Source organism: Mesorhizobium sp. NZP2077 (genome assembly GCF_013170805.1).
Lineage (GTDB): Bacteria > Pseudomonadota > Alphaproteobacteria > Rhizobiales > Rhizobiaceae > Mesorhizobium.
Genome location: NZ_CP051293.1, coordinates 5723268 through 5747056 on the forward strand (window position 1 = coordinate 5723268; position 23789 = coordinate 5747056).

The 23789-nt window shown below is 64.3% G+C and carries 24 protein-coding genes; 14 read left to right on the forward strand and 10 right to left on the reverse strand.

Annotated features, from left to right (window positions below; translation table 11 throughout):
• Nucleotides 1-73 precede the first annotated feature (73 nt).
• Together HGP13_RS28610 and HGP13_RS28615 are read right to left on the reverse strand one after the other, a co-directional pair.
• Entirely contained in the window at nucleotides 74-1024 is a 951-nt protein-coding gene (locus HGP13_RS28610) for a PfkB family carbohydrate kinase (protein ID WP_172231927.1), read from the reverse strand.
• Between the two features lie 3 nt (nucleotides 1025-1027).
• Nucleotides 1028-1828: a class I fructose-bisphosphate aldolase gene (locus tag HGP13_RS28615; protein ID WP_172231930.1), complete on the reverse strand. Its 801-nt coding sequence runs from the start codon at nucleotides 1826-1828 to the stop codon at nucleotides 1028-1030.
• 161 nt (nucleotides 1829-1989) lie between these two features.
• Here HGP13_RS28615 and HGP13_RS28620 point away from each other — a divergent pair, with 161 nt between their 5' ends.
• From HGP13_RS28620 to HGP13_RS28630, 3 genes are all read left to right on the forward strand, one after another.
• Entirely contained in the window at nucleotides 1990-2751 is a 762-nt protein-coding gene (locus HGP13_RS28620) for a DeoR/GlpR family DNA-binding transcription regulator (RefSeq protein WP_172231933.1), read from the forward strand.
• A 269-nt stretch (nucleotides 2752-3020) separates the two neighbouring features.
• Nucleotides 3021-4169, forward strand: a complete 1149-nt coding sequence (locus HGP13_RS28625; protein ID WP_172231936.1) for a Gfo/Idh/MocA family oxidoreductase — start codon at nucleotides 3021-3023, stop codon at nucleotides 4167-4169.
• A gap of 18 nt (nucleotides 4170-4187) precedes the next feature.
• Nucleotides 4188-5138 (forward strand): alpha/beta hydrolase, encoded by a 951-nt coding sequence (locus HGP13_RS28630; RefSeq protein ID WP_172231939.1) that lies wholly within the window; start codon nucleotides 4188-4190, stop codon nucleotides 5136-5138.
• On the opposite strand, the gene HGP13_RS28635 is transcribed toward HGP13_RS28630, so the two are convergent.
• From HGP13_RS28635 to pcaD, 7 genes are all read right to left on the reverse strand, one after another.
• Nucleotides 5126-6160: a LacI family DNA-binding transcriptional regulator gene (locus HGP13_RS28635; protein ID WP_172231942.1), complete on the reverse strand. Its 1035-nt coding sequence runs from the start codon at nucleotides 6158-6160 to the stop codon at nucleotides 5126-5128. The two genes, HGP13_RS28630 and HGP13_RS28635, sit on opposite strands and share 13 nt — an antisense overlap.
• 294 nt (nucleotides 6161-6454) lie before the next feature.
• Complete coding sequence (gene pobA / locus HGP13_RS28640) at nucleotides 6455-7627, reverse strand: 4-hydroxybenzoate 3-monooxygenase (RefSeq protein ID WP_172231945.1); 1173 nt, start codon at nucleotides 7625-7627, stop codon at nucleotides 6455-6457.
• Nucleotides 7627-8679, reverse strand: coding sequence for a 3-carboxy-cis,cis-muconate cycloisomerase (locus HGP13_RS28645; protein WP_172231948.1), 1053 nt, complete (start codon nucleotides 8677-8679; stop codon nucleotides 7627-7629). Before HGP13_RS28645 ends, pobA begins: the two co-directional genes overlap by 1 nt.
• A 19-nt stretch (nucleotides 8680-8698) precedes the next feature.
• Nucleotides 8699-9313, reverse strand: a complete 615-nt coding sequence (gene pcaG / locus HGP13_RS28650; RefSeq protein ID WP_172231950.1) for a protocatechuate 3,4-dioxygenase subunit alpha — start codon at nucleotides 9311-9313, stop codon at nucleotides 8699-8701.
• Nucleotides 9313-10068, reverse strand: a complete 756-nt coding sequence (gene pcaH / locus HGP13_RS28655; RefSeq protein ID WP_172231953.1) for a protocatechuate 3,4-dioxygenase subunit beta — start codon at nucleotides 10066-10068, stop codon at nucleotides 9313-9315. The genes pcaG and pcaH overlap by 1 nt, the downstream gene beginning before the upstream one ends.
• Nucleotides 10058-10465: a 4-carboxymuconolactone decarboxylase gene (pcaC, locus tag HGP13_RS28660; RefSeq protein WP_172231956.1), complete on the reverse strand. Its 408-nt coding sequence runs from the start codon at nucleotides 10463-10465 to the stop codon at nucleotides 10058-10060. Before pcaC ends, pcaH begins: the two co-directional genes overlap by 11 nt.
• Complete coding sequence (gene pcaD, locus HGP13_RS28665) at nucleotides 10458-11267, reverse strand: 3-oxoadipate enol-lactonase (RefSeq protein ID WP_172231959.1); 810 nt, start codon at nucleotides 11265-11267, stop codon at nucleotides 10458-10460. The genes pcaC and pcaD overlap by 8 nt, the downstream gene beginning before the upstream one ends.
• Before the next feature lie 93 nt (nucleotides 11268-11360).
• Here pcaD and pcaQ point away from each other — a divergent pair, with 93 nt between their 5' ends.
• From pcaQ to HGP13_RS28705, 8 genes are all read left to right on the forward strand, one after another.
• A complete protein-coding gene (gene pcaQ / locus HGP13_RS28670; protein ID WP_172231962.1) occupies nucleotides 11361-12278 on the forward strand; it encodes a pca operon transcription factor PcaQ in 918 nt (305 codons plus the stop codon).
• A gap of 141 nt (nucleotides 12279-12419) precedes the next feature.
• Nucleotides 12420-13736 carry an ABC transporter substrate-binding protein gene (locus HGP13_RS28675; RefSeq protein WP_172231965.1) on the forward strand — a complete coding sequence of 439 codons (1317 nt, stop codon included), beginning with the start codon at nucleotides 12420-12422 and terminating at the stop codon, nucleotides 13734-13736.
• 21 nt (nucleotides 13737-13757) lie between these two features.
• Nucleotides 13758-14501, forward strand: coding sequence for an ABC transporter ATP-binding protein (locus HGP13_RS28680; protein ID WP_172234879.1), 744 nt, complete (start codon nucleotides 13758-13760; stop codon nucleotides 14499-14501).
• Nucleotides 14498-15226: an ABC transporter ATP-binding protein gene (locus HGP13_RS28685; protein ID WP_172231968.1), complete on the forward strand. Its 729-nt coding sequence runs from the start codon at nucleotides 14498-14500 to the stop codon at nucleotides 15224-15226. The genes HGP13_RS28680 and HGP13_RS28685 overlap by 4 nt, the downstream gene beginning before the upstream one ends.
• Entirely contained in the window at nucleotides 15223-16119 is an 897-nt protein-coding gene (locus HGP13_RS28690) for a branched-chain amino acid ABC transporter permease (RefSeq protein ID WP_172231971.1), read from the forward strand. The genes HGP13_RS28685 and HGP13_RS28690 overlap by 4 nt, the downstream gene beginning before the upstream one ends.
• A complete protein-coding gene (locus tag HGP13_RS28695; protein ID WP_172231974.1) occupies nucleotides 16116-17183 on the forward strand; it encodes a branched-chain amino acid ABC transporter permease in 1068 nt (355 codons plus the stop codon). Before HGP13_RS28690 ends, HGP13_RS28695 begins: the two co-directional genes overlap by 4 nt.
• Before the next feature lie 2 nt (nucleotides 17184-17185).
• Nucleotides 17186-17971, forward strand: coding sequence for a coniferyl-alcohol dehydrogenase (locus tag HGP13_RS28700; RefSeq protein WP_172234880.1), 786 nt, complete (start codon nucleotides 17186-17188; stop codon nucleotides 17969-17971).
• 39 nt (nucleotides 17972-18010) lie between these two features.
• A complete protein-coding gene (locus HGP13_RS28705; protein WP_172231977.1) occupies nucleotides 18011-19456 on the forward strand; it encodes an aldehyde dehydrogenase in 1446 nt (481 codons plus the stop codon).
• 28 nt (nucleotides 19457-19484) lie between these two features.
• Here HGP13_RS28705 and HGP13_RS28710 read toward each other — a convergent pair whose 3' ends face one another.
• Nucleotides 19485-20414, reverse strand: a complete 930-nt coding sequence (locus HGP13_RS28710; protein ID WP_172231980.1) for an aldose 1-epimerase — start codon at nucleotides 20412-20414, stop codon at nucleotides 19485-19487.
• A 61-nt stretch (nucleotides 20415-20475) separates the two neighbouring features.
• Between HGP13_RS28710 and HGP13_RS28715 the strand changes: the two genes are divergently transcribed.
• From HGP13_RS28715 to HGP13_RS28725, 3 genes are read left to right on the forward strand one after another with little or no spacing between them, the layout of a single operon-like run.
• The gene (locus tag HGP13_RS28715; protein WP_172231983.1) at nucleotides 20476-21267 is read left to right on the forward strand and encodes a FadR/GntR family transcriptional regulator; all 792 of its coding nucleotides are present in this window, start codon (nucleotides 20476-20478) and stop codon (nucleotides 21265-21267) included.
• Nucleotides 21264-22991 carry an IlvD/Edd family dehydratase gene (locus HGP13_RS28720; RefSeq protein WP_172231986.1) on the forward strand — a complete coding sequence of 576 codons (1728 nt, stop codon included), beginning with the start codon at nucleotides 21264-21266 and terminating at the stop codon, nucleotides 22989-22991. The genes HGP13_RS28715 and HGP13_RS28720 overlap by 4 nt, the downstream gene beginning before the upstream one ends.
• A gap of 11 nt (nucleotides 22992-23002) precedes the next feature.
• Nucleotides 23003-23782 carry an SDR family oxidoreductase gene (locus tag HGP13_RS28725; RefSeq protein ID WP_172231989.1) on the forward strand — a complete coding sequence of 260 codons (780 nt, stop codon included), beginning with the start codon at nucleotides 23003-23005 and terminating at the stop codon, nucleotides 23780-23782.
• The last annotated feature ends 7 nt before the right edge of the window (nucleotides 23783-23789 follow it).

Consider the following 23789-nt stretch of genomic DNA (forward strand, 5'->3'; position numbering starts at 1 on the left):
TCTAAGCCACTGATTTTTATGCTCTTCCTCGGCTCATGTTCACCTGCGAAATACTTTCCTCGGATAGTTCGAGCTATGTTCCGGTATCTAGTTGCGCATAGTTCAGTTCGACTGCCGACGGCGCGTTCGTCGACGCCAAGAGTTCCGTGACCTGGTCGCCGGTCGGAAGCGCCTCGCGCCCGCCACGCCCCGTTATCGAAAGGGCCGCCGCTGCGGCAGCGAATGCCACCCGGCCAGCGGTGTCGGCACCGCGCGTCAATGCATGGGCATAGGCGCCATGAAAGCAGTCACCGGCACCGGTCGAGTCAACGACGACAACCCGGTGCGGAGGCAGGTGCCAGAGCCCTGTCTCACCGCGTCCGCGATAGTACACGCCCCTGCCGCCATCGGTCAGAACCACGGCGGATCGCGACGGCGACCACAATGCATCGAGCATCTCGGCGGGCGATCGGCAACCCGTAGCGGTCCGCGCAAAGCCGAGCGGAAGAATGAGATGGTCGCAGAGCGCGATTAGCCGGTCCGTGGCCGGGCCGCTGCTCCATTCGATATCGCCGAGGATCGCAAGGCCGAGATCGCGAGCCCGAGCCACGACATCCAGCGACCGGATCGCATAGCTATCGACGATCAGCACGGTCGCGCGGCTAAGAACCTCGTCCGGAAAGTCCGGCGCGGTGCCCAGCATCGCTTCGTCGTCATACGCGATGAACCGCTCTCCGTCCGAGCCGACCGTGATGCGCGAGCGTACCGGGCGCGCCTCGGCGTGGCGCGGCGCGAATGCGGTTTCAACGCCGCTCGCAACGAGATCGCACAACACGGCGTCGTCGGCGGCACTGCCCAGCCATCCGACGACCCCGGCGCGGCCGCCGAGGCGCGCGACGGCGGCAAGTGCCGTCGCGACATTTCCCCCGAAAGCCCGAGCACTTTGCAGAACCTTCCCCTTGCCCGCCGACAACGGCTGATCGACATAGACGATGTCGTCGATCGCAATAGCTCCGAAGCCGAGGATGGAAGGGACGGTGGGCATCGTTCAGGCACCCGCCTTCGCCAAGGCGTCTTGCGCCGAAAGGCCGTCATGGATAACGCCCCGAAAGGCGATCGCTGCCTTTTCCGGATCGCCATGCCCCCAGAGATTGCGGCCCACCACGGCACCGCGCGCGCCGGCACGGATGGCGTCCGCCGTCTGCTGAAGGGCGCCGAGCAGCGTGTCGGTCTTCGGCCCACCCGCGATCACAACCGGCACCGGGCAGGTCCGAACGGTCTCTCGAAACGACTCGAAATCGCCCGTGTAGCCGATCTTGATCACGTCGACGCCGGACTCGTAGCCGATGCGTGCCGCATAGGCGATCTCGTCGGGGGTGAAGACGATTTTTGCGCCGTCGGTGAAATCGCGAGGGTAGATGTGCGCCACCACTGGCATGCCGTAACGGGCCGCCGCATTTACCGAATCGGTCAGCCAGCGTATGTATTTGCCCTCGGTCGCGCCACGCACCGGAATGGCCACGGCCAACGCATCGGCGCCAGCGCGCACCGCATCCTCGGGCGTTGCAATCAGTTCACTGATGCGATCGTCCGGAGTGAAGCAGCCGGCCTGGATCACAAGGGCAGCCTTGCCCGCGTATTGCGGCCACAGATGGCGCGCGGTGCCAGGTTGGATGCTGACGTAGTCGGGTTTGCCCATCATGACGCGTGCCAGCGCGCCCGGCAGGTCGGCAAGACCTCCTTTGCGCACGTCGCCATAGCCGACAAAGTGGTCGACCGCGCCGCCAAAAAGGTTTCCCGATGGATGTGAGAAGAGGCGCGCCAGGCGCACCTTGGTTCCGAGGCTCATGAGTTCAAAACTCTCCAATTGATTGACTTCAAAATCCTGGACCCAGTGTTTTCGAAAGAAAGGATAAATGCAATCTTTCGAAAGCTTTCGATTTCGCGTATTTTTGGTAGAGTGAACCGAGGCCAGGGTGATCGCTGGCGCATGGAGGCAAGGACAGGGCAATGTTGTCAGAGCAGAGACGCCAATCGATCCTGGGTGAAGTGCAACGCAGCGGACAGGTTCGCATCAAGGACCTGTCAGACGATTTTGGCGTGTCGGAAGTCACGGTGCGCTCCGACCTCGAGATACTGGATCGCAAGGGGCTGCTGACCAAGACCCGTGGAGGGGCGGTGACCCGGACCACGGATTCAACCACGGCCGCGTTCGCCCGGCGGATGCAGACGAACCTCGATGCAAAGAAACGCATCGCCCGGGCGGCGATAGAGCTGTTCGAGGACAACCAATCGGTCATCTTCGACGGCGGGTCGACATTGATGCAGGTTGCCATGCTGTTACCGCCGCTCAGCAATGTCGTGGTCGCGGCCACTGCGATGAATATCGTGCAGCATCTGATGCATCGGCCCGGGCTCGACGTTCACATGATCGGTGGCCGGGTCTATCCAGACACGGTGAGCACGCTGATCACCGATGCCGACACGGCTCTCGGCGGCTTGGTAGCGCATCAGGTCTTTGTTGGAGCGCATGCGATTGACTCGTCACTGGATGTGGTCGACGTGAACGAAGACATGGCGCGAACGAAGCGAAACCTCGTGCGCATGGCCCGACGCGTCGTCCTGCTTGCGGATTCGAGCAAATGGGGCGTCAGCGGGACCTCCAAGGCATTTTCGCTGTCGAGCGTCGATGTTGTGATCACCGACGATGGCCTGTCCGGCCCGATACGCAGCCAGCTTGAGAGGACCGGGGCCAAGATGATCTATGCCTGACCCCGTCGCTGTCCCTGGCCGCGACCGAAATATCCACTTCGCGCATGACCCACGGGATTCACATCGGCGCCCGGCCGTTTTTTCAGGTCTGTCATTTTCTCCTCCCAAGGCTGGCAGCCTCCCGAATGTCGCGCCAGCATTTTCGCATGATCTATAAAAATTTTACGCGCGTCAAGATTTAAAACGTTGTATAGCGCTTTCCCAGAATGATCCGTTGCCGGCGCAACGGATCCGGCAGAGCATGACGAAGTTGGGAGGTACGGCCAGAAATGCAGGCAAAATCAAAGGATAAGCTCGGAATCGGCGTCATCGGATGCGGCAACATCTCGATGACCTACCTGCGCAATGCCGCGCTTTTCGGTGGCATTGAGCTGCGCGCTTGCGCCGATATTTCGTCCGACATGGCGGCGCTGCGGGCGAAGGAATATGGCATCCGGGCGCTCAGCGTCGATGCGCTGCTGGCCGATCCCGAGATCGATCTCGTGCTCAACCTGACCATTCCCGCGGCACATTTCGACATTTCGGTTTCCGCGCTTTCGGCGGGAAAACACGTCTTCACCGAAAAGCCGCTGGCGACTTCTGCCAGCGACGGGCGCCGGCTGGTGGCGGAGGCGGCCAAACGCGGCGTGCTGCTTGGCTCGGCCCCCGACACATTCCTCGGTGCCGCCGGACGCCGGGCGCGGCGCCTGATGGATGAAGGCGTAATTGGCCGCCCGGTCACCGGCACCGCCTTCATGATGGGGCGCGGCATGGAGCACTGGCACCCGAACCCGCAATTCTACTACCAGCCGGGCGGCGGCCCGGTGTTCGACATGGGTCCTTATTACCTCACCATGCTGGTTAATCTGCTTGGTCCGGTCGCGCGGGTGGTGGCGATGGCGACGAAGGGGCAGGAGGAACGGTTGATCACTGCCGAAGGGCCGTTCAAGAACACGACCTTCAAGGTCGGCACGCCGACCAACGTGCTGTCGCTGCTCGAATTCCGCTCGGGCGCCACCGTCACCTTCGGCGCCTCGTGGGATGTCTTCAAGCATTCCAACCATCCGATCGAACTGCATGGCACGGAAGGCTCGCTGCGCCTGCCCGATCCCGACACGTTCGGCGGCACCGTGTCGCTGTCCGAACGCGGCGCGGACTGGAAGGATTTCGCCAGCGAAGGCGAACTCTACGGCGCCCGCAATTGGCCTTATGCCGCGCCCGACCGCGCCAATTACCGCATGCTAGGCGTCGCCGATCTGGTACGCTCGCTGAAGACAAGTGCGGCACCGCGCGCGTCCGGCAATTTGGCGCTGCACGTGCTGGAAATCATGGAGGCGATCCTGCATTCGGGCGAAACGAAGAGCTCGGTCGCCATTACGGGCGATGTCGTCCAGCCGGCATTGCTGACCGAGGATGAAGCAAGCAGCCTGCTCGCCTAGTCCATGACGGAGACAGCAATGACGCTCGATCCGGATGCGTTGCGTGTCCTTGAAATTGGCCGTGCGGGCGGCGGCGAGCCGTTCGAGAACGGCAGCGTGGCGGCGGCGCGCGCCGCCTACAACGCCTCGTTCCCGACGCAGCAGGGCGAGATCGAGCCGGTGGCGGTGACCTCGCAACAAGAGGTCGACGGGCCGAACGGCCCGGTCACGGTCCGCATCCATCGTGGCCTCGGCGCGCCGCGGATCGGGGCACGCGCCGTGCTCTATCTGCATGGCGGCGGCTGGGTCATCGGCAATCTCTCCTCGCATGACGAGATCTGCCGCTGGCTGGCCAATCTGGCCAACGCCGTCGTCGTCTGCCCCGATTATCGGCTGGCGCCGGAGCACAAATTTCCGGCAGGGCTCGAGGATTGCGCGGCGGCGCTGCGCTTCATGGTGGAGAATGCCGGCGAGTTGGGCATAGACCCGCCCTGCATCGCCGTTGCCGGCGACAGCGCCGGCGGCAACCTTGCCGCCGTTCTGGCGTTGCTTGCCCGAGACGGGCTTGCACCCCGGCTTGCCGCCCAGATTCTGATCTATCCCAACACCGATGCCCGCCAGACGGAGGACAGCTACCGGCGTTTCGGCGATGGCTTCGGACTGACCGCCGCCACCATGGCCTGGTTCCGCGACCACTATGTCCGAACACCAGACGACATCACGGACTGGCGCGTTTCGCCGCTGCTGGCGCCGAGCCTCGCAGGTGCTGCACCTGCGTTTGTCGTGATCGCCGGCCATGACATCCTTGCCGACGAAGGCACGGCCTATGCCGAGCGCTTGCGCGCCTATGGGGTGCCGCTGATCCTGCGGCACAGGCCGGGTCAGATTCACGGCTTCGTCTCGATGGGCCGCCACATCCCGGCTGCGCGGCAAGTGGTGAGCGAGGCGGCGGCCTGGCTCAAACAGCAGAGGCCCGTTCAGGCCGACTGACGCATCACCAGCGTCGCGCCGAGCTTGACGTTGCGTGCCAGACCCTGGCCTGGCGGATCAGTCTCGTCGAGCAAGGCCAGCAGGATCTCGACGCTGCGGCCGGCCATGGCTGCGAAATCCTGCGCCATGGTGGTCAGTGCGGGGCAGGTGTAGCGGCTCAGCGGATGATCGTCATGGGCAGCGACACGGAAGTCGCAATCGGCCCGGCGGCCGATCTTCAGCCCGCGCGAAAAAGCCGCCGCCATGACGCCGAAGGCGAGACGATCATTGGCGCAAAGCAGCGTGCGGGCCGGAAGGCCGCCTTTTTCGAGCGTCCTCTCCATCCACTCATGGCCGATGCGCTCAAAATCCCAGTTGTAGCCGCCCGCCGCCTCGAGAACGACAGGTTCCAGGCCGGCGGCCTGCATCGTCTCGATATAGCTCTGCAGGCGTTCGCCCGAATTGTGGTTGACGTGCGGAATGTCGACATAGACCGGCGGTTCGCCGGACCGGCAGAGGTAGTCGACGATTGTGGACGTGCTCTGGTGATTGTCGTTGCCGACGAAAGGCGTGTCGCCTTCGATGTAGGTGTCGAAATAGACGATCGGAATCTCTTCGCTCATCCGCTCGAAGACGCCGGGTTCGGAGACCAATCCCAGGGGCGCGACGATGGCGCCGGCGACTTTCAGCGACATCAGCGTCCTGACCGATTCCGCCTCCAGCTTCGGCGAACCATGCGAAGAGATGACTATCGGCCAGAACCCCTCGTCGCGGCAGCGCAGTTCGATGCGGCTGACCATCTCGGCATAGAACGGATCGGTGAGCGCCGGCACGACGATGCCGACATTGCGGGTGCGCTTGCGGTTGAGGTTGCGTGCGAAAACGTTGGGCTGATAGTCCGAGGACCGCAGCGCCGCCTCGATGCGCGCCCGCGTCGCCGGCTTCACGCTGGCGGGGTCGTCGAAATATTTCGACAGGGTCGGACGCGACACGCCGGACGCCCTAGCGAAATCATCCATCGTGCGGTGGGTCTTCTCCGCCATCGATATTTCAGGCCCCTTTGCCCTCTCTGCCAGCCTTCCTGCCAGAATCAGTCTTGCGACCGTTGCCATGAGGCAGCATTGCTTGACCGAATTTGTTCAGTCAAATTTTCGCGTTTCCAGTACAACGCAAAAGAGTTTCGCGCGTCAAATTATTTATTGACGCCCTGAAACCACACATAGATGGCAGACGGAATCGATGCGCTGCGATCCCGAGAACGCCAGCCAGGCCATGCTCGCGCATCTGAGGACAGTCGAGCGCAACTGCTGGGGCGGTAAATCCGCATACCACAGCCCTCAATAAGGCAACCCGACATAGTTCTCGGCGAGCGCGGTCGATGCCGCCTGCGAATGCACGAGATAGTCGAGTTCGGCTTCCTGAATGCGCTGGCCGAAGTCGCCGGTGTCGGGGAAGCGATGCAGCATCGTCGTCATCCACCAGGAAAAGCGCACCGCCTTCCACACCCGCGCCAGCGCCTTTTGCGAATAGGCATCGATGCCGGCCACGGATTTGTCGCGGTAGTAATCGCGAAAACCGGCAAAGAGATAGCGCACATCGCTGGCGGCGAGGTTGAGGCCCTTGGCTCCGGTCGGCGGCACGATGTGGGCGGCGTCGCCGACCAGGAGCAGCCGGCCGAAGCGCATCGGCTCGGCAACGAAGGAGCGCAACGGCGCGATCGACTTTTCGAAGGATGCCCCGGTGGTGACGCTTGCCGCCGTCTGTTCCGGCAAGCGGCGGCGCAATTCGTCCCAGAAACGATCGTCGGACCATGCCTCGACACGATCGTCCTGCGGGCACTGCACATAGTAACGGCTGCGATGCGTCGAGCGCATCGAGCACAGCGCAAAACCCCGCTCATGGTTGGCATAGACCAGTTCGTGATCGGCCGGCGGCACTTCGGCCAGCACGCCGAGCCAGCCGAACGGATACTGCCGCTCGAAGGTTTTCAGCGCACGCTCCGGCACCGATTTGCGACTGACGCCGTGATAGCCGTCGCAGCCGGCAATGAAATCGCAGTCGATGCGATGGGAGACGCCGTCCTTCTCGTAGGTGACGAAAGGCGCGGCACCGTCGAAATCCTGCAGTGCGACATTGGCGACCTCGTAGACGGTGACGAGGCCGGCCGCCTCGCGCTTGTCCATCAGATCATGAGTCACTTCGGTCTGGCCGTAGACGGTGACATGCTTGCCGCCGGTGAGCGCCGCGAGATCGATGCGGTGCAGGCGCCCGTCGAAAGAGAGCGAAATGCCGGAATGCGGCAACCCTTCGGCATGCAGTCTCGCGGCGGCGCCGGCTTCTTCCAGCAATTCGACCGTGCCCTGTTCGAGCACCCCTGCCCGCACGCGGCCGAGCACATGGTCGCGGCTCGAGCGTTCCAGAATGACGGTCTCGACGCCGATGCCGGCCAGAAGCTGCCCAAGCAGCAGGCCGGAGGGTCCGGACCCGATAATGGCGACCTGGGTGCGCATCAGAGGCCGAGACTTTCGATCTGCGCGGTCAGCTCGGCGGCGAGGCGCAGCGACGCGGCCGTGGCGACGGCCATTTGCGGCAGCAGCAGCCATTCCAGCGTCCAGGCCGCGCCTGAGCGCTCCTGCTCATGCACGAGCGCCTGATGCAAGCCGGAAAGCTGCGTGGCGTTGAAACGGGCAAGCGCCACCAGTGCTTCGGCCTTCACCGGGTTCTGCTTGTGCGGCATGGCCGACGAACCGCCACCACCCGATAGCGCGATGTCGGTCCCACCTTGCGCCATCAGCGCAATGTCCTGACCGAACTTGCCGAGGCTGCCGGTCAGCAGCGACAGCCAGCCGGCGAAGTCGGCGAGCGCGTCGCGCTGGCTTTGCCATTGCGGTGCATCGCCAAGACCGAGCTTTGCGGCAAGCGCGGCGCGCACCGCCGGCCCCTTGCCACCAAGCTTTTCCAGCGTGCCGGCAGCACCACCGAACTGCACCACCAGCAGACTTCTGGACTGCTCCGACAGTCTTTCCTGATGTCGCTGCAGTGGCGCATTCCAGGCGTTCACACGATCCGTCACTTGAATGGGGATCGCTGGCTGCATGCGGGTCATGCCGGTCAGCGCTCTCCCCCCAAAGCGCTCTTCGAGCGAGGTGAGCCGTATGATGGTCTCGGTCAGCAGCAGGCTGAGATGCTCGACGACGGATTTCAGCCGAAGCACCAGGCTCGTGTCGATGACGTCCTGGCTGGTCGCACCGAAATGTGCCTTGTCGCCATGCGGTTCGCCGACCGCAACCCTGATCTGGCGCACCAATTCCGGCACCATGACGCCGTCCCTGGCGACGCCAGCCCTGAGCAGGGCGGTGTCTGACCGGAACGTGCCAAGCGCCGCCACGATCGCCGCCGCGGCATCCCTGGCGATGACTCCGTTTTCGACCTCCGCTTCCGCAAGCGCACTCTCGAACGCCAGGGCGGCCTCGATTTCCGCCTCGACGGAAAAATGCCTCGATGCCTCCTCGTCACCGAGAAGAGCGGAAAGCAATGGATGGTCGAAGGGCGATACGGTCATGTCCTGCTCCTCCTGACCATCAGCTGTCGAAGAAGACCGTTTCCTTCTCCCCCTGGAGATGGACGTCGAAGATGTAGGTGCCGCCCTGGCGCTCGGCGATCAGCGTCGGCACGCGGACGCGGTGCTCGATGCGCGCCAGGATCGGATCCTCGGCATTGGCCTTTTCCTCGTCGGAAAAATAGAGCCGCGTGTGCAGGCCGAGATTGATGCCGCGCGCCACGATCCAGAGCGTGATGTGCGGCGCCATCAGGCGGCCATCCCGGAACGGCACCCGGCCGGGCTTGATCGTCTCGAAGGCGCAGACGCCGGTTTCCGTGTCGGTCGGGCAACGGCCCCAGCCCTGGAAATTCGGATCGGCGGCACCGCGCAATTCGGCGGGCGAATTGTAGAGCCCGTCCGCATCCGCCTGCCATATCTCGATCAGCGCGTCCTTGAGCGGCGTGCCGGTGCCGTCCAGCACCCGGATCTTGAGACCGATACGCTCGCCCTTGGTCTTGTCGTTGACCATGGTCGCGCCAAGGTCGGTCGCATAGACGCCGCCAATGCCGCAGAAATTAGGCGTCAGCCCGATATGGACATAAGGGCCAGCGGTCTGCGAGGGGCTTTCCCTGAGCCGGTCGAGCGCTTGGGCCATCAATTGCCCTCCAGCCGGTTTTCGAACAGCGACGAACGGCGGCCGCGCAGCACGATGTCGAATTTGTAGGCGAGCGCATCCATCGGGATGGTCGCCTGCGTATCGAGAATGGCCGTCAGCGCCTCGATGGCTGCCTTGTCGGCGATGCCGCGCACGATCGGGCATTTCCAGATCAGCGGATCGCCCTCGAAATACATCTGCGTGATCAGCCGCTGGGCAAAGCCATGGCCGAAGACCGAGAAATGGATATGCGCCGGGCGCCAGTCGTTGGGCCCGTTCGGCCAAGGATAGGGGCCGGGTCTGACGGTGCGGAAAGCATAGCCGCCGTGCCCATCGGTGATGGCGCGGCCGCAGCCGCCGAAATTCGGGTCGAGCGGCGCCAGATAGCCATCCTTCTTGTGGCGGTAGCGGCCGCCGGCATTGGCCTGCCAGAATTCGAGCAACACGCCGGGAACGCCCATGCCGCGCTCATCAAGCAGCCGTCCATGGACGATGATGCGCTCGCCAATGGCGCTCTCGCCCGGCCTGGCGAAATTGTGGATCAGGTCGGCGTCGAGTTCACCCAGCATGGCGTGGCCGAAGACCGGTCCCGCTATTTCCGACAGCGTGTTGTCGAAGGAAAAAAGTGCCTTCTGCGGCGAGCGCAGCACCGAACTCTTGTAGCCCGGCGTCAGTGCCGGCGGATGCCATGTCCGGTCGCGCTGGAAGAAGGCGCCGGTTTCGGGCCTCCGGTTCGAGCCGGACTCAGCTGGCATTGTCGGCTCCGTCCATTTCCGAAAACACGTCCTTGGCTATTCTGAAGGCACGGTTGGCGGCCGGCACGCCGGCATAGATAGCGACATGCAGGAACGCCTCGCAGATATCGTTGCGCGTGGCACCGGTGTTGGCTGTGGCGCGCACATGCAGGGCAACCTCCTCATCATGGCCGAGTGCGGCCAGCAGCGCCAGCGTGACGATCGAGCGCTCGCGCTTGCTGAGACCCGGCCGTGCCCACACCGTTCCCCAGGCGGCCTCGGTGATCAGTTCCTGGAAAGGCTGGTCGAAATCGGTGGCGGCGACCTCTGCCCGGTCGACATGGCGGTCGCCAAGAACGGAGCGCCGCACCGCGAGGCCGGTGCGATATCTGGCGGCGTTGCCGGGGACTTCATCCATGGGTTTCTGCTCCAGGGGCAAGCGATGCGACAAAATCGCGGATCAGCGCGACCAGTGCCTTGGGTTGTTCGACGCAAGGAATGTGCCCGGCATCGCGGATGATCTCGAAACGCGCACCGGGGATCAGAGCGGCCAGCGAACGGACGAGATCGGGCGGTGTCGAGCCATCCTGGTCGCCGACGACACAGAGCGTCGGTACGGCGATGTGGCGCGCGGCTTCGGTGAAATCCGCGTCGCGAACCGCCGTGCAAGTGCCGAGATAACCGGCGGCAGCTTGCCGGGTCATCATGTTCCAGTAGCCGTCCAGCTCAGCCACCCGGTTCGCGTGGAAGGCGGGGGTGAACCACACTTTGAGCACGCCGTCGGCAATGGCCTGGATGCCCCTGCTTTTGACGGTTGCGATGCGGGTGTTCCAGCTCTCCGTCGTGCCTATCCTGTGGGCCGTGTCGCACAGGATCATGGCCTTGACAATCTCGGGGCGCCGGGCATAGAGCCCTTGCGCGATCATGCCGCCGACAGACAGGCCGCACAGCACCACCTTCTCCAACCCGAAATGATCGATGAGCGCCGCGAGGTCGTCGACATGATCGTCGATCGACCTGATGTCGCCGATATCGGACAGCCCGTGGCCGCGCTTGTCATAGACCAGCGAGGACATTTCCCCATCAAGCGCCGAGACGATGTCGTCCCAGATGCGGAAATCGGTGCCGAGCGAATTGATGAATATGACCGTGCGCGCATTGCCGGTCGCCTTGACGTGGCGATGATGCAGCGTGATGCCGCCGATGGTGACGAATGGCACGATTTCAATCCTCCGCCTCCACATTGCACAAGGCATTTGGTTCGGTAAAATGATATTTTGCGCCGTTTCATTAACTCAGGGGTTATCAGATCCATGGCCGAGAGCCGCATCCGTTTCCGCCACCTGCAGGCATTCCTGGAAGTCGCGCGACAGGGAAGCGTGGCCCGCGCCGCCGACTTCCTGCATGTCAGCGCGCCAGCGGTGACCAAGACGTTACGCGAACTGGAGGAGGCCCTTGGTGTCGCCGTGGTCGAGCGCGACGGGCGCGGCATCCGCGTCACGAGGCTTGGCGAGATCTTTCTCGGCCATGCCGGCTCGGCGATCACGGCTTTGAAGCGCGGCGTCGATTCCGTGCGCCAGGACGGCGCCAGCAATCGCCATCCGATCCGCATCGGCGCGCTGCCGACGGTGTCGGCGAAGGTCATGCCGCGGGCCATGAGCCTGTTCCTCGGAGAAAACACGGGAGCCGCGATCAAGATCGTCACCGGCGAGAACGCCGTGCTGCTGGAACAGTTGTGCACCGGCGCGCTCGATCTCGTCGTCGGACGGCTGGCGGCGCCCGAGAACATGACCGGCTTCTTCTTCGAGCATCTCTATTCCGAACAGGTGCTGTTCGTGGTGCGGGCCGGACATCCGCTGTTGGAACTGGGGGCGGACATCTTCGCCAGGCTTGACGAATTCCCTGTGTTGATGCCGACACGGGAATCCGTCATCCGCCCCTTTGTCGATCGCCTGTTCATCACCAACGGCATGACCGCGCCGGCGACCGAGATCGAGACGGTCTCGGATTCCTTCGGCCGCTCCTTCATGCGGCAGAGCAATGCTGTGTGGATCATTTCGGCCGGCGTCGTCGCCAACGAGATCGCCAGCGGCGCCTTCGTCGCCTTGCCGGTCGACACCGACGAAACCAAAGGACCGGTCGGCCTGACGATGCGCACCGACACTGCCCCCTCGCCCGCCTTCACCATCCTGCTGCAAACCATTCGCGAGGCGGCCAGACCGGGCAAATAAGGCGTCGGACTTTTCGGACCGGCTCGATTCTTGATCGTAATCTCATAACCCTGGGGTTAATGAAACACCGCAAAATATCATTTTACCGAACCAAAACGCTGGTGCACTGTGCCAATGGAGGAGCCACAGAGGGAGGAACGCATGACCTATTCTATCGGCAGCAAATCCAGTATTCGCGGCATTTCGCGGCGTCAGTTCATCGCCACCTCGATTGCCGGCGGCGCGGCGCTCGCACTTGGCGGCCGCAAGGCCTTCGCCCAGGCAGGCAACACGCTCAAGGTCGGCTTCGTCAGTCCGCGTACCGGACCGCTGGCCGGTTTCGGCCAGACCGACGGCTATGTGCTCGACCTGGCGCGCAAGGCGCTGGCCGGCGGTCTTGAGATCGGCGGCAAGAAATACAGCGTGGAAATCCTCGACCAGGACACGCAATCGGATCCGTCGCGCGCGGGCCAGCTCGCCAAGGACCTGATCAACAACCAGGCCATCGACCTGATGCTGGCGGTGTCGACGCCGGAGGTGATCAACCCGGTGGCCGACGCCTGCGAGGCCGCCGGCGTGCCGTGCCTGTCGACGGTCATGCCCTGGGAAGCCTGGTATTTCGGCCGTGGCGCCAAGCCGGGCGCGCCCTCGCCGTTCAAATGGACCTATCATTTCGGCTTTGGCGTTGGCGAATTCTTCAAGACCTACATCTCGCAGTGGAACCTGATCGAGACCAACAAGAAGGTCGGCGTCATGTATCCCAACGACGCTGACGGCAACGCCATCCGCGCCAATCTGGCGCCGCTACTGGCCAAGCAAGGTTTTACGATTGTCGATCCCGGCGCCTATGAAACCGGCACCACCGACTATTCCTCGCAGATCGCGCTGTTCAAGCAGGAAGGCGTCGAGATCTTCAACTCCTTCCCGATCCCGCCTGACTTCGCCGCGTTCTGGCGGCAGGCGGCGCAGCAAGGCCTGATCAAGCAGATCAAGATCTGCCAGGTCGCCAAGACCGGGCTGTTCCCGTCCGACATCGAGGCGCTCGGCGATCTCGGCATGAAGATTTCGAGCGCCGCCTACTGGCATAAGGCCTTCCCCTACAAGTCGCCGCTGACCGGAGTTTCGGGCACAGAGCTTGCCGACGGCTATGAGGCGGCCAGCGGCAAACAGTGGACGCAGCAGCTCGGCGCCTCGATGTCGCTTCTCGACGCCGGCTTCGAAGCGCTGAAGGCCAGCACCGACACCAAGGACAAGGCGGCCGTGGCCAAGGCGCTAAGCACGCTGAAGACCGAGACCATGATCGGCAAGGTCGATTTCACCAGCGGCCCGGTGGCCAATGTGTCGCCAGGTCCGATCATCGGCACGCAGTGGGTGGCCGCCAAGGAAGGCAGCAAATTCCCGCTCGACTATGTGGTGACCGAGAACGCCACCGACCCGAAAGTGCCCGTCGAAGCCAAGCTTTTGCCTTACAACGGCTGATGGACCGCTGACGAGGACCGTCTGGTGACCCATCCGCAACAACAGGCTGTTCTCGCCGCTGCCGGCATCCACAAGCGCTTCGGCGCGCTTGTGGTGCTGGATGCGGTCGATTTCGCCATGGCAGCCGACGAAGCGGTCGGCATTGTCGGCCCGAACGGCGCCGGCAAGACCACTCTGCTCAGCGTGCTCGCCGGCGCCTTTCCGCCGAGTGCGGGCACGGTCAGCTTCAAAGGCGGCGACGTGACGTCCCTGCCGGCGACGCAGCGTTGCCGGCTCGGCCTGGTGCGCACGCATCAGGTGCCCAAACCATTCAGCGGCATGACCACTTTCGAGAATGTCTTCGTCGCTGCATCGCATGGCGCAGGGCTTGGCCGCGACGAGGCCTATGAGGAGGCGCTCGGCTCGCTGAAACTGTGCGGCATGCTGGGCGTTGCCAACCGGCGCGCCGAGACGCTCGGCCTGCTCGACCGCAAGCGGCTGGAACTGGCACGGGCACTTGCCGCGCGACCGACGCTGCTGCTGCTGGACGAGATCGGCGGCGGGCTGACCGACGGCGAAGCCAGCGAACTTGTCGACACGATCAAGGAATTGCGCCGGCGCAAGATCGGCATCGTCTGGATCGAGCACATCGTCCATATCCTGCTGCAGGTGGCCGAACGGCTGATCTGCATGGATGCGGGAAAAATCATCGCCGATGGCGAGCCGCAGGCCGTCATGGCCGATCCCGAGGTCGTGCGCGCTTATCTCGGCGGAGGCCCGAAATGAGCCTGCTGTCGGTCGAGAACGTGGTTGTCCGGCACGGCCTGTTGCAGGCGGTGCGCGGCGTGAGTTTCAGCATCGAACGCGGCGAGACGCTGGCGCTGGTCGGCGCCAATGGCGCCGGCAAGACGACGCTGCTCAGGGCAATCGCCGGCGCGCACCAGCCGGCCGCCGGCCGCGTGCTGCTGGACGGCGCTGACCTCACCAGCGTGCCGTCGCACAGGCGCGTCGGCATGGGCATCGCGCTGGTGCCGGAGGGACGAAAACTGTTCGTGCAGATGACGGTCGAGGAGAACCTTCTGCTCGGCAAGACCGCCGGCCGGCCGGGCGACTGGAGCGTCGACAAGGTCCTCGAGATGTTCCCCAATCTGAAGCCGCGTCGCCATGCGAAGACCGGCCATCTGTCGGGCGGCGAACAGCAGGCGACGGCGATCGGCCGGGCGCTGATGAGCAATCCCGACGTGCTTTTGCTCGACGAGGTTTCGCTCGGCCTGTCGCCGCTGATCGTCGACCGTGTTTATGCGGCACTACAAGGGTTGATCGCTTCCGGCACGACGATCGTCCTCGTTGAACAGGACCTCAACCGCGCGCTCGCTGTATCCAACAGGGTCATCTGCATGCTCGAAGGGCGGGTCGCGCTTGAAGGCCCGAGCAAGCAGGTTTCGCGCGACGATGTGACCAAGGCCTATTTCGGCCTGCACCGGAAAGGCACCGGGAGCGTTCCGGCATGAGCAACCAGATCATCCAGGGCATTCTGCTCGGCGGCTACTATGCGCTGATCGCCTGCGGCCTCTCCTTCATGTTTTCGGTGATGCGCATCATCAACCTCGCCCATGGCAGTCTTGCCGTGTTCGCTGCTTTTGCGTTGTGGTGGCTGGCCTCGCGGTTCCATGTCTCGCCCTTTGTCGGCCTGCTCATCGTGCTGCCTTTGATGGCGGCGATCGGCTGGACGCTGCAGCGCTTCCTCCTTGAGCGAAGCGCGCGCGGCGGAGCGCTGCTGCCGATCCTGACCACATTCGGCCTCGCCATCGTCATCGACAACATGCTGTTCGAGCAGTTCGGCGCCGATACGCGTTCGCTGGCGCCCTATATCGGCAGCCTGTCCTATGATTCCTGGGAATGGCCGGGCAGCATCTATGTCGGCAAGCTCGCCGTGATCATGTTCGCCACCGCCGTGATCCTGCTCGGCGGACTGCAGCTTTTCCTCACTGGCACCAGGCTCGGCCGCTCAATCCGCGCCACTTCGGAAGACCCCGATACAGCCGGCCTGGTCGGCGTCGATGCGCGCCGCGCCAACGCCATTGCCGCGGCCATCGCCATGGTCACGGTCGGCCTTGCCGGCGCCTTTCTCGGCATGCGCGCCACCTTCGATCCCTATGCCGGCGCACCGCAATTGCTGTTTGCTTTCGAAGCCGCGGTCATCGGTGGCGCCGGTTCGCTGTGGGGAACGCTGATCGGCGGCATCGTCCTGGCGCTTGCGCAGACGCTTGGCGCGCAAGTGCATCCGCAGGGCTTTCTGATCGGTGGCCATGCCGTATTCCTTGTCGTGCTGTTCGTACGGCTTTCGACATCAGGCCTTGGCCTGCGCGGCCTGCTGCGCCTGCCGTCCCGGAGTGCGTCATGAGGGCTGTCTCGACCTCGGCAGTCATCGAACGCGGTACGGCGACGTCGCGGATCGCGGCGGTGGCTGTAGCCGTCATCATCGCGCTGCTTGCCATCGCACCGCAGTTCCTGTCGGCCGGCGCGGTCGACCGCATGACCGCGCTGTTCATCTATGTGATCCTGGCGGCGATGTGGAATGCGCTGGCCGGCTTCGGCGGCCTTGTGTCGGTCGGCCAGCAGGTGTTCTTCGGCCTCGGTGCCTATTTCGCCATCCGGCTCGCCGATGCCGGCCTCAACCCTTTCGCCTCGCTTTTCGTTTCGGCTGTTGTCGTCGGCGTGGTCTCGTGGCCGCTCTCGCTGTTCATGCTGCGGCTGAGGAATGGCGAGTTCGCCATCGGCATGTGGGTGATCGCTGCGCTGACGCATCTGCTCGTCAATCTCGACAGGCTGGTGCAAGGCGAAACCGGAACGTCGCTGATCTCGCTCAACGTCTACGACGCCGGCACAAGGCGGACTGTCATCTACTGGCTGGCGCTGGCCTCGATGACGGCCCTGCTCGCCATCCTGTTTGGCGTGCTGCGCGGCAGCACCGGTGCGGCGATCCGCGCCATCCGCGACAATGAGGATGCCGCCGCCTCGGTCGGCGTGCGTGTCACCGGCACCAAGCGGCTGCTGTTCGTGCTTGCCGCCTTCGGCATCGGCATTGCCGGCGCGCTGTGGCTGGCGACCTCCATCACCTTCCAGCCGAAAACCTACTTCAACGTCCAGTGGACCGCCTACATGATCTTCATGGTGCTGGTCGGCGGCATCGGCACGTTCGAGGGCGCCATTTTGGGCGCGCTGGTGTTCTTCCTCATCGAGACCTGGTTCGGCGGCACCGGCGTCTGGTACCTGGTCGGGCTCGGCGCCACGGCCGTGCTGTTCTCGCTCTTCCTGCCGCGCGGCCTGTGGGGAACGATCGAGGAGCGTTTTGGGCTGCACCTGCTGCCGGTCGGCTACCGCGTCAGGCTCCCGGGAAATGCTCCAGCCGATGACGGCACCGCGGCCTCGCCGGAGCGAACCACACAGCATCGGGAGAAGGCATGACCATGCTTTTCGGCAAGACGATCCTCATCACCGGTGTCGCTTCCGGCATCGGCGCCCGCACCGCGGAACTCGCCGGCCAGCTTGGCGCCGATGTGATCGGTGTCGATGTGCGCGAGCCGGCGGCAGTGGTTGGCAGTTTCGTCAAGGCCGACATCTCGTCGAAGGCCGGCGTCGACGACCTCATCGCGCGCCTGCCGCAGCGCATCGACGCGCTCTGCAACGTCGCCGGGCTGTCCGGCAACACCGGCGCGGCGTCGACGCTGGCCGTCAATTTCTTCGGGCTCAGGGCACTCTCGGAAGGCCTCGTGCCAAGACTTCGCGAAGGCGGTGCTATCATCAACGTCGCCTCGATCGCCGGCTATGGCTGGCGCGCCAATCTCAACCGCGCCGCGTCGATGGTCGCCATCGAGGGCTTTCCGGATGTTACCGACGTGGTCTGCACCCATGCGGTCAGGAACGAGGAAGGCTATCCCGTTTCCAAGGAACTGCTGCTCTTGTGGACTTTCCGCGCGGCACATCAGGATCTGTTCAAACGCCGTGGCATCCGCGTCAATGCGGTGAGCCCCGGCCCGGTCGAGACGCCGATCCTGAAACAGTTCCGTACCGTGCTTGGCGACGCCCGCGTCGACAGCGACATCGCAAGGGTCGGGCGCGCCGGCACGTCGGGCGATATCGCGCCTGTGGTGCTGTTCCTGTGCTCGGACGGCGCGCGCTGGATCAACGGCGCCAACGTGCCGGTTGACGGTGGCCTCGAAGCATCGATCAATGCCGAAATGTTCGGCTTCTAATTCAATGAATACGCTCCTGACGGAGCGAGGGAGACAGTCATGGATATCGGACTTCTGATCGACGGCGACAAAAGGGATGCGTCCGGCTCGGCCTCCTACGAGCGCATGGACCCGTTCACCGGGAAGCTGGCGACGCGCGCCGCCGCGGCCAGTGTTGCCGACGCCAATGCCGCCGTTGACGCCGCTGCCGCTGCCTTTCCGGCGTGGTCGAAGACCGGACCTGGCGAGCGCCGCGCTCTGCTGTCGAAGGCGGCTGACGTGATGGCCTCCAAGGTCGGCGAATTCACCAAGCTGATGATGGAAGAGACCGGTGCTACGGGTCCCTGGGCCGGCTTCAATGTCATGCTGGCGGCCAACATGCTGCGTGAGGCGGCGGCGATGACGACGCAGATTTCGGGGGAGATCATCCCCTCCGACAAGCCGGGCACGCTGGCGATGGCGATCCGCCAGCCGGCCGGTGTCTGCCTCGGCATTGCGCCGTGGAATGCCCCGGTCATCCTCGGCACCCGTGCCATTGCCATGCCGATCGCCTGCGGCAACACGGTGGTGCTGAAGGCATCCGAAATGTGCCCCGGCACGCACCGGCTGATCGGCCAGGTGCTGGTCGAAGCCGGGTTGCCCAAGGGCGTCGTCAATGTCGTCACCAATGACCCCAAAGACGCCGCTGCAATCGTCGAGACGCTGGTCGCGCATCCCGCGGTCAAGCGCGTCAACTTCACCGGCTCGACAAAGGTCGGCAGGATCATCGCCGAACTCGCCGGCCGGCACCTCAAGCCGGCGCTGCTCGAACTCGGCGGCAAGGCGCCGTTGCTGGTGCTGGACGATGCCGACATCGACGCCGCGGTCAACGCGGCCACCTTCGGCGCCTTCATGCATCAGGGGCAGATCTGCATGTCGACCGAGCGGCTGATCGTCGACGACAAGATCGCCGACGAGTTCGTTTCGAAGCTGGCCGCCCGCGCCTCGCAACTGCCGGCTGGAGATCCGCGCGGCCATGTTGTGCTGGGCTCGCTGATCAGCAGCCAGGCGGCCGACAAGATGGAAGAACTCGTCGCCGACGCTGTTGCCAAGGGCGCCAAGCTCGTCGCCGGCGGCAAGCGAACCGGCACTGTGGTGGAAGCGACACTGCTCGACCATGTCACGCCGGCGATGCGCGTCTATGCCGAAGAATCCTTCGGGCCGGTCAAGCCGGTGATCCGTGTGAAGAGCGAGGATGAGGCCGTGCGTGTCGCCAACGACACCGAGTATGGCCTGTCGTCAGCCGTGTTCAGCCGCGACATCAAGCGCGCCATGGCTGTAGCCGCGCGCATCGAGGCCGGCATCTGCCATATCAACGGCCCGACCGTCGGCGACGAGGCTCAGATGCCTTTCGGCGGCGTCAAGGGCTCGGGCTATGGCCGCTTCGGCGGCAAGGCCTCGATCGCCGAATTCACCGATCTGCGCTGGGTGACGATCGAGGATCCGGGCCAGCACTACCCGTTCTGATCCGGCTTCGGGCAACCGATAACGAAGGTCAAACAGCCAATGACGGCGTGAAGCGAACGCTGGCGGATCGCATCTGCCCGGGCGCCAGCACAATGCATCCGGTGTTGATGTCCTCGCCGGGCACCCGGTTGAAGGCATCAGTGATGTTGCTGACCGGCTCGGCGCAAAAGAAAGGCTCACCCGGCGGCGTGTAGAGGACGAGGAAATCGAGCGGCGCCTCGGCCTCGATGTTCAGCTGCCGCCCCTGCTCCGGCCACGTGATCCGGGCGCGGCGCGCCCATCCGGTGAAAACCGTATCGAAATCCACTTCCGATACGTCAAAGCCGATGGATGGATCGGCGCCTACCGGCGGCAGGACATGCCGGATGGGCAGAACCTCCGCATCCGTCTCCCACACGCCGGACACCGGCGCCTGGACATGCGTCCACGGCGTCGACGGAAAATAGGGATGGAGGCCGAAGCCAACCGGCATCGGCGCGTCGGACAGGTTGCGCACCTGAATGGTCATGCAAAGTGTGCCGCCAGCCAGTGAGATCACCTGCTCGGCTTCATAGCTCCATGGCCAGGAATCGGCAGCATGGCGATAGCGCAGGAGGATGGTGCTGGCTTCATGCCTGACGACCGTCCAGGGATAACGCCAGCCATGGCCGTGCTCATGATGGGGATCGTCGGCGGTCGTCGGCAGCTGGATGGTACGGCCGGCGAATTCGAAGCAGCCGCCCCTAATGCGATTGGAATAGGGAACGAGCGGGAAGCAGGCCATGGCGCCGGCATCGCGACTGCCGATCGCTGCCGGATCCGCTGGGCGTAGCCAATCCAGGGCAGAGCCATTGTGCCACCAGCGATAGGACGCCAGGGCGCCGCCAGCAGCCGGAGCAAGCTCGACCGTCGCAATGCCGTCGCTGATCGAGACCAGCTCCGTGTGCTGCGCGGCAACGGTAGCAAAATTCTTTGTCATCGGCGCTCCCCCGTCCCTTGACTCCAATCGCCATGGCTATAAGACATATCATATGAATAGTATGAAGAATAAGAAATCTTTCAGCACGGCGCGCACGTCACGGGTTGCCGTGGCGGTTTCCAGCGGCTCTACCGCGCTGCACGCGACCGTCGTCGAGCAGATCGGTTTGCGCATCGTGCAAGGCGATTTCCTGCCCGGCGAGGCCCTGCCCAACGCCGACGATTCCAGCGAGATGCTGGGGGTCAGCCGCACGGTGCTGCGCGAGGCGATCAAGGTTCTGGCGGGCAAGGGGCTGGTCGAATCGCGACCGAAGACCGGCACACGGGTGCGTCCGCGCGCAGACTGGAATTTCCTGGATCCGGACGTCCTGTCATGGCGCTACGCCGGCGGTGTCAGCGCCGACGATGTCCGGGCACTGTTCGAATTGCGGCGCGCCATCGAGCCGATGTCGGCAGCACTTGCCGCCCAGCGCGCCACCCCGGCGCAGATCGCCGAGATCCACGCCGCACTCGCTGAAATGGAAGCGGTGAGCGATGACGGCGACCGCTTCGCCAAGCCCGATCTGGTGTTCCACCAGACCATTTTGCGCATGACCGGCAACGAGCTGATCGGCTCGCTGGCGGCACTGGTCGAAACCGCATTGGTGATGAGCTTTCGCCTCTCCAACGACAATCCGGAAGGCCAGCGCCACTCCTTGCCGCTGCATCGCGAGGTGGCCGAGAAGATCGCCGTAGGCGACGCTGCCGGCGCACAAAAGGCACTCTTGGTGCTCATCGACAATGCCGAGGACGACGTGCGCCGCAGCGTCGAGAACCGCAACAAACGCCGCCAGGATCGGGAACAGACATCGTGACGGACAAGAAGCGCAAGCTGCGTTCCCAGGCGTGGTTCGGCGGTGAAGGCAAGAACGCCTTCATGCACCGCAGCTGGATGAAGAACCAGGGGATTCCCGCCGACGCTTTCGACGGTCGCCCCGTGATCGGCATCTGCAACACCTGGTCGGAACTGACCCCGTGCAATGCGCATCTCCGCGCCTTGGCCGATCACGTCAAGCGCGGCGTCTACGAGGCCGGCGGCCTGCCGCTGGAGTTCCCGGTGATGTCGCTGGGTGAGAGCAACATGCGCCCCACGGCCATGTTGTTTCGCAATTTGGTCAGCATGGATGTCGAGGAATCCATCCGCGGCAATCCGATCGACGGCGTCATCCTGCTGGTCGGCTGCGACAAGACCACACCGGCGCTGCTGATGGGGGCTGCGTCGTGCAACCTGCCGACCATCGCCGTGTCGGGCGGGCCGATGCTCAACGGCAAGTTCCGCGGGCAAGACATCGGTTCTGGCACCCATGTCTGGAAATTCGCCGAAGAGGTCAAGGCCGGCCGCATGCCGGTCGCCGACTTCCTCGCCGCAGAGCAAGGCCAGAGCCGGTCGGCCGGCAGTTGCATGACGATGGGGACGGCCTCGACCATGGCCAGCATGGTGGAAGCGCTCGGCATCGGCATGCCCGACAATGCCGCGATCCCGGCGGTGGATTCGTGTCGTGGCGTGCTCGCGCAGATGGCTGGACGCCAGATCGTCGAGCTGGTCCGCAGGGATGTGAAAATTTCGGACATTCTCACCAGAGAGGCGTTCGAGAACGCCATCCGCGTCAATGGCGCGATCGGCGGCTCGACCAATGCGGTGCTGCATCTGATCGCCATCGCCAACCGGATCGGCGTCGATCTCAACCTCGACGACTGGGACCGTCTCGGCCGCGACGTGCCGACCATTGTCGACCTGATGCCGTCGGGCCGATTCCTGATGGAGGATTTCTACTATGCCGGGGGGCTAGCTGCGGTCATGGCGTCGCTTGATGAAGTGGGGCTTCTTCATCGCGACGTCATGACCGTCAGCGACAAGACCATCGGGGAACTGATCGACGGTGCGCCCAACTACAACAGCGAAGTCATCCGGCCGATGAGCGAGCCGCTGACCGAGCAAGGCGGCATCTCGATCCTGCGTGGCAATCTGGCGCCCAACGGGGCGGTCATCAAGCCGTCGGCGGCAACGCCCGAATTGATGCAGCATCGCGGCAAGGCCGTCGTGTTCGAAAACATCGAGCATTACTACGCCCGCATCGACGACCCGGAGCTCGATATCGACGCCTCCTCGGTGATGGTGCTGAAGAATTGCGGACCGCGCGGCTATCCCGGGATGGCCGAGGTCGGCAACATGCCGCTGCCGGCCAAGCTGCTCAAGCAAGGCGTCGCCGACATGGTGCGCATTTCGGACGCGCGCATGAGCGGCACGGCCTACGGCACGGTGGTGCTGCATGTGGCGCCCGAGGCCGCGGCAGGCGGCGCACTGGCGCTGGTGCGCGACGGCGATCTCATCGAGCTCGACGTCGCCGGGCGCCGGCTCGAGTTGCTGGTATCAGACGAGGAACTGGCGATCCGCCGCCGCGACTGGCAGCCACCGGCGCCACCCGAAGGCGGCTACCAGAGCCTCTATGTCGAACGCGTGCTGCAGGCAGACAAGGGCTGCGATTTCGACTTCCTCGTCGGCCGGCGCGACGCCGGCATTCCCCGGCATTCCCATTAGAGAGGCGCGCGATGACGGATCAGATCGGCAGCTACGCGACCTATCCCAGCCTCAAGGGCCGCAGCGTCTTCATCACCGGTGGCGGCAGCGGCATCGGCGAAAGCCTGGTGCGCCATTTCTGCGCGCAAGGCAGCCGCGTTGCCTTCGTCGATCTCGCAGAGGAACCCTCGAAGCGTCTGGTCGATGCGATCACCGCCGAAGGAAATCCCGCGCCGCTGTTCATTCCTTGCGATCTGCGCAATGTCGAGGCGCTGCAGGCAGCAACTGCCCAGGCCATGCTGCACAACGGGCCGATCCAGGTTCTGTGCAACAACGCCGGCAATGATGACCGCCATCAGACCAAGGACGTGACGGTCGCATACTGGGACGACCGCATGGCGGTCAATCTGCGCCACCAGTTCTTCGCCGCCCAAGCGGTTCGCCCGCAAATGAGCGCGCTGGGCGGCGGCTCGATCATCAATTTCGGCTCCATCACCTGGATGGTTGGCGATCCCGATTGCCCGGCCTATGTCACCGCGAAAGCCGCTGTCTACGGCATGACGCGGGCGCTGGCCCGCGAACTCGGCCCCGAGCGCATCCGCGTCAACTGCATGGTGCCTGGCTGGGTGATGACCGAGCGCCAGATGCGGCTGTGGCTGAACCCGGCCGGCGAACGCCAGATCGCGGAAAGGCAGTGCCTGCCCGACCGGCTGCAGCCCTCCGACATCGCGCGCATGGCGCTGTTCCTCGCCGCCGACGACAGCCTGATGTGCACGAGCCAGCAGTTCATCGTCGATGCGGGCTGGGTGTGACCCGCAC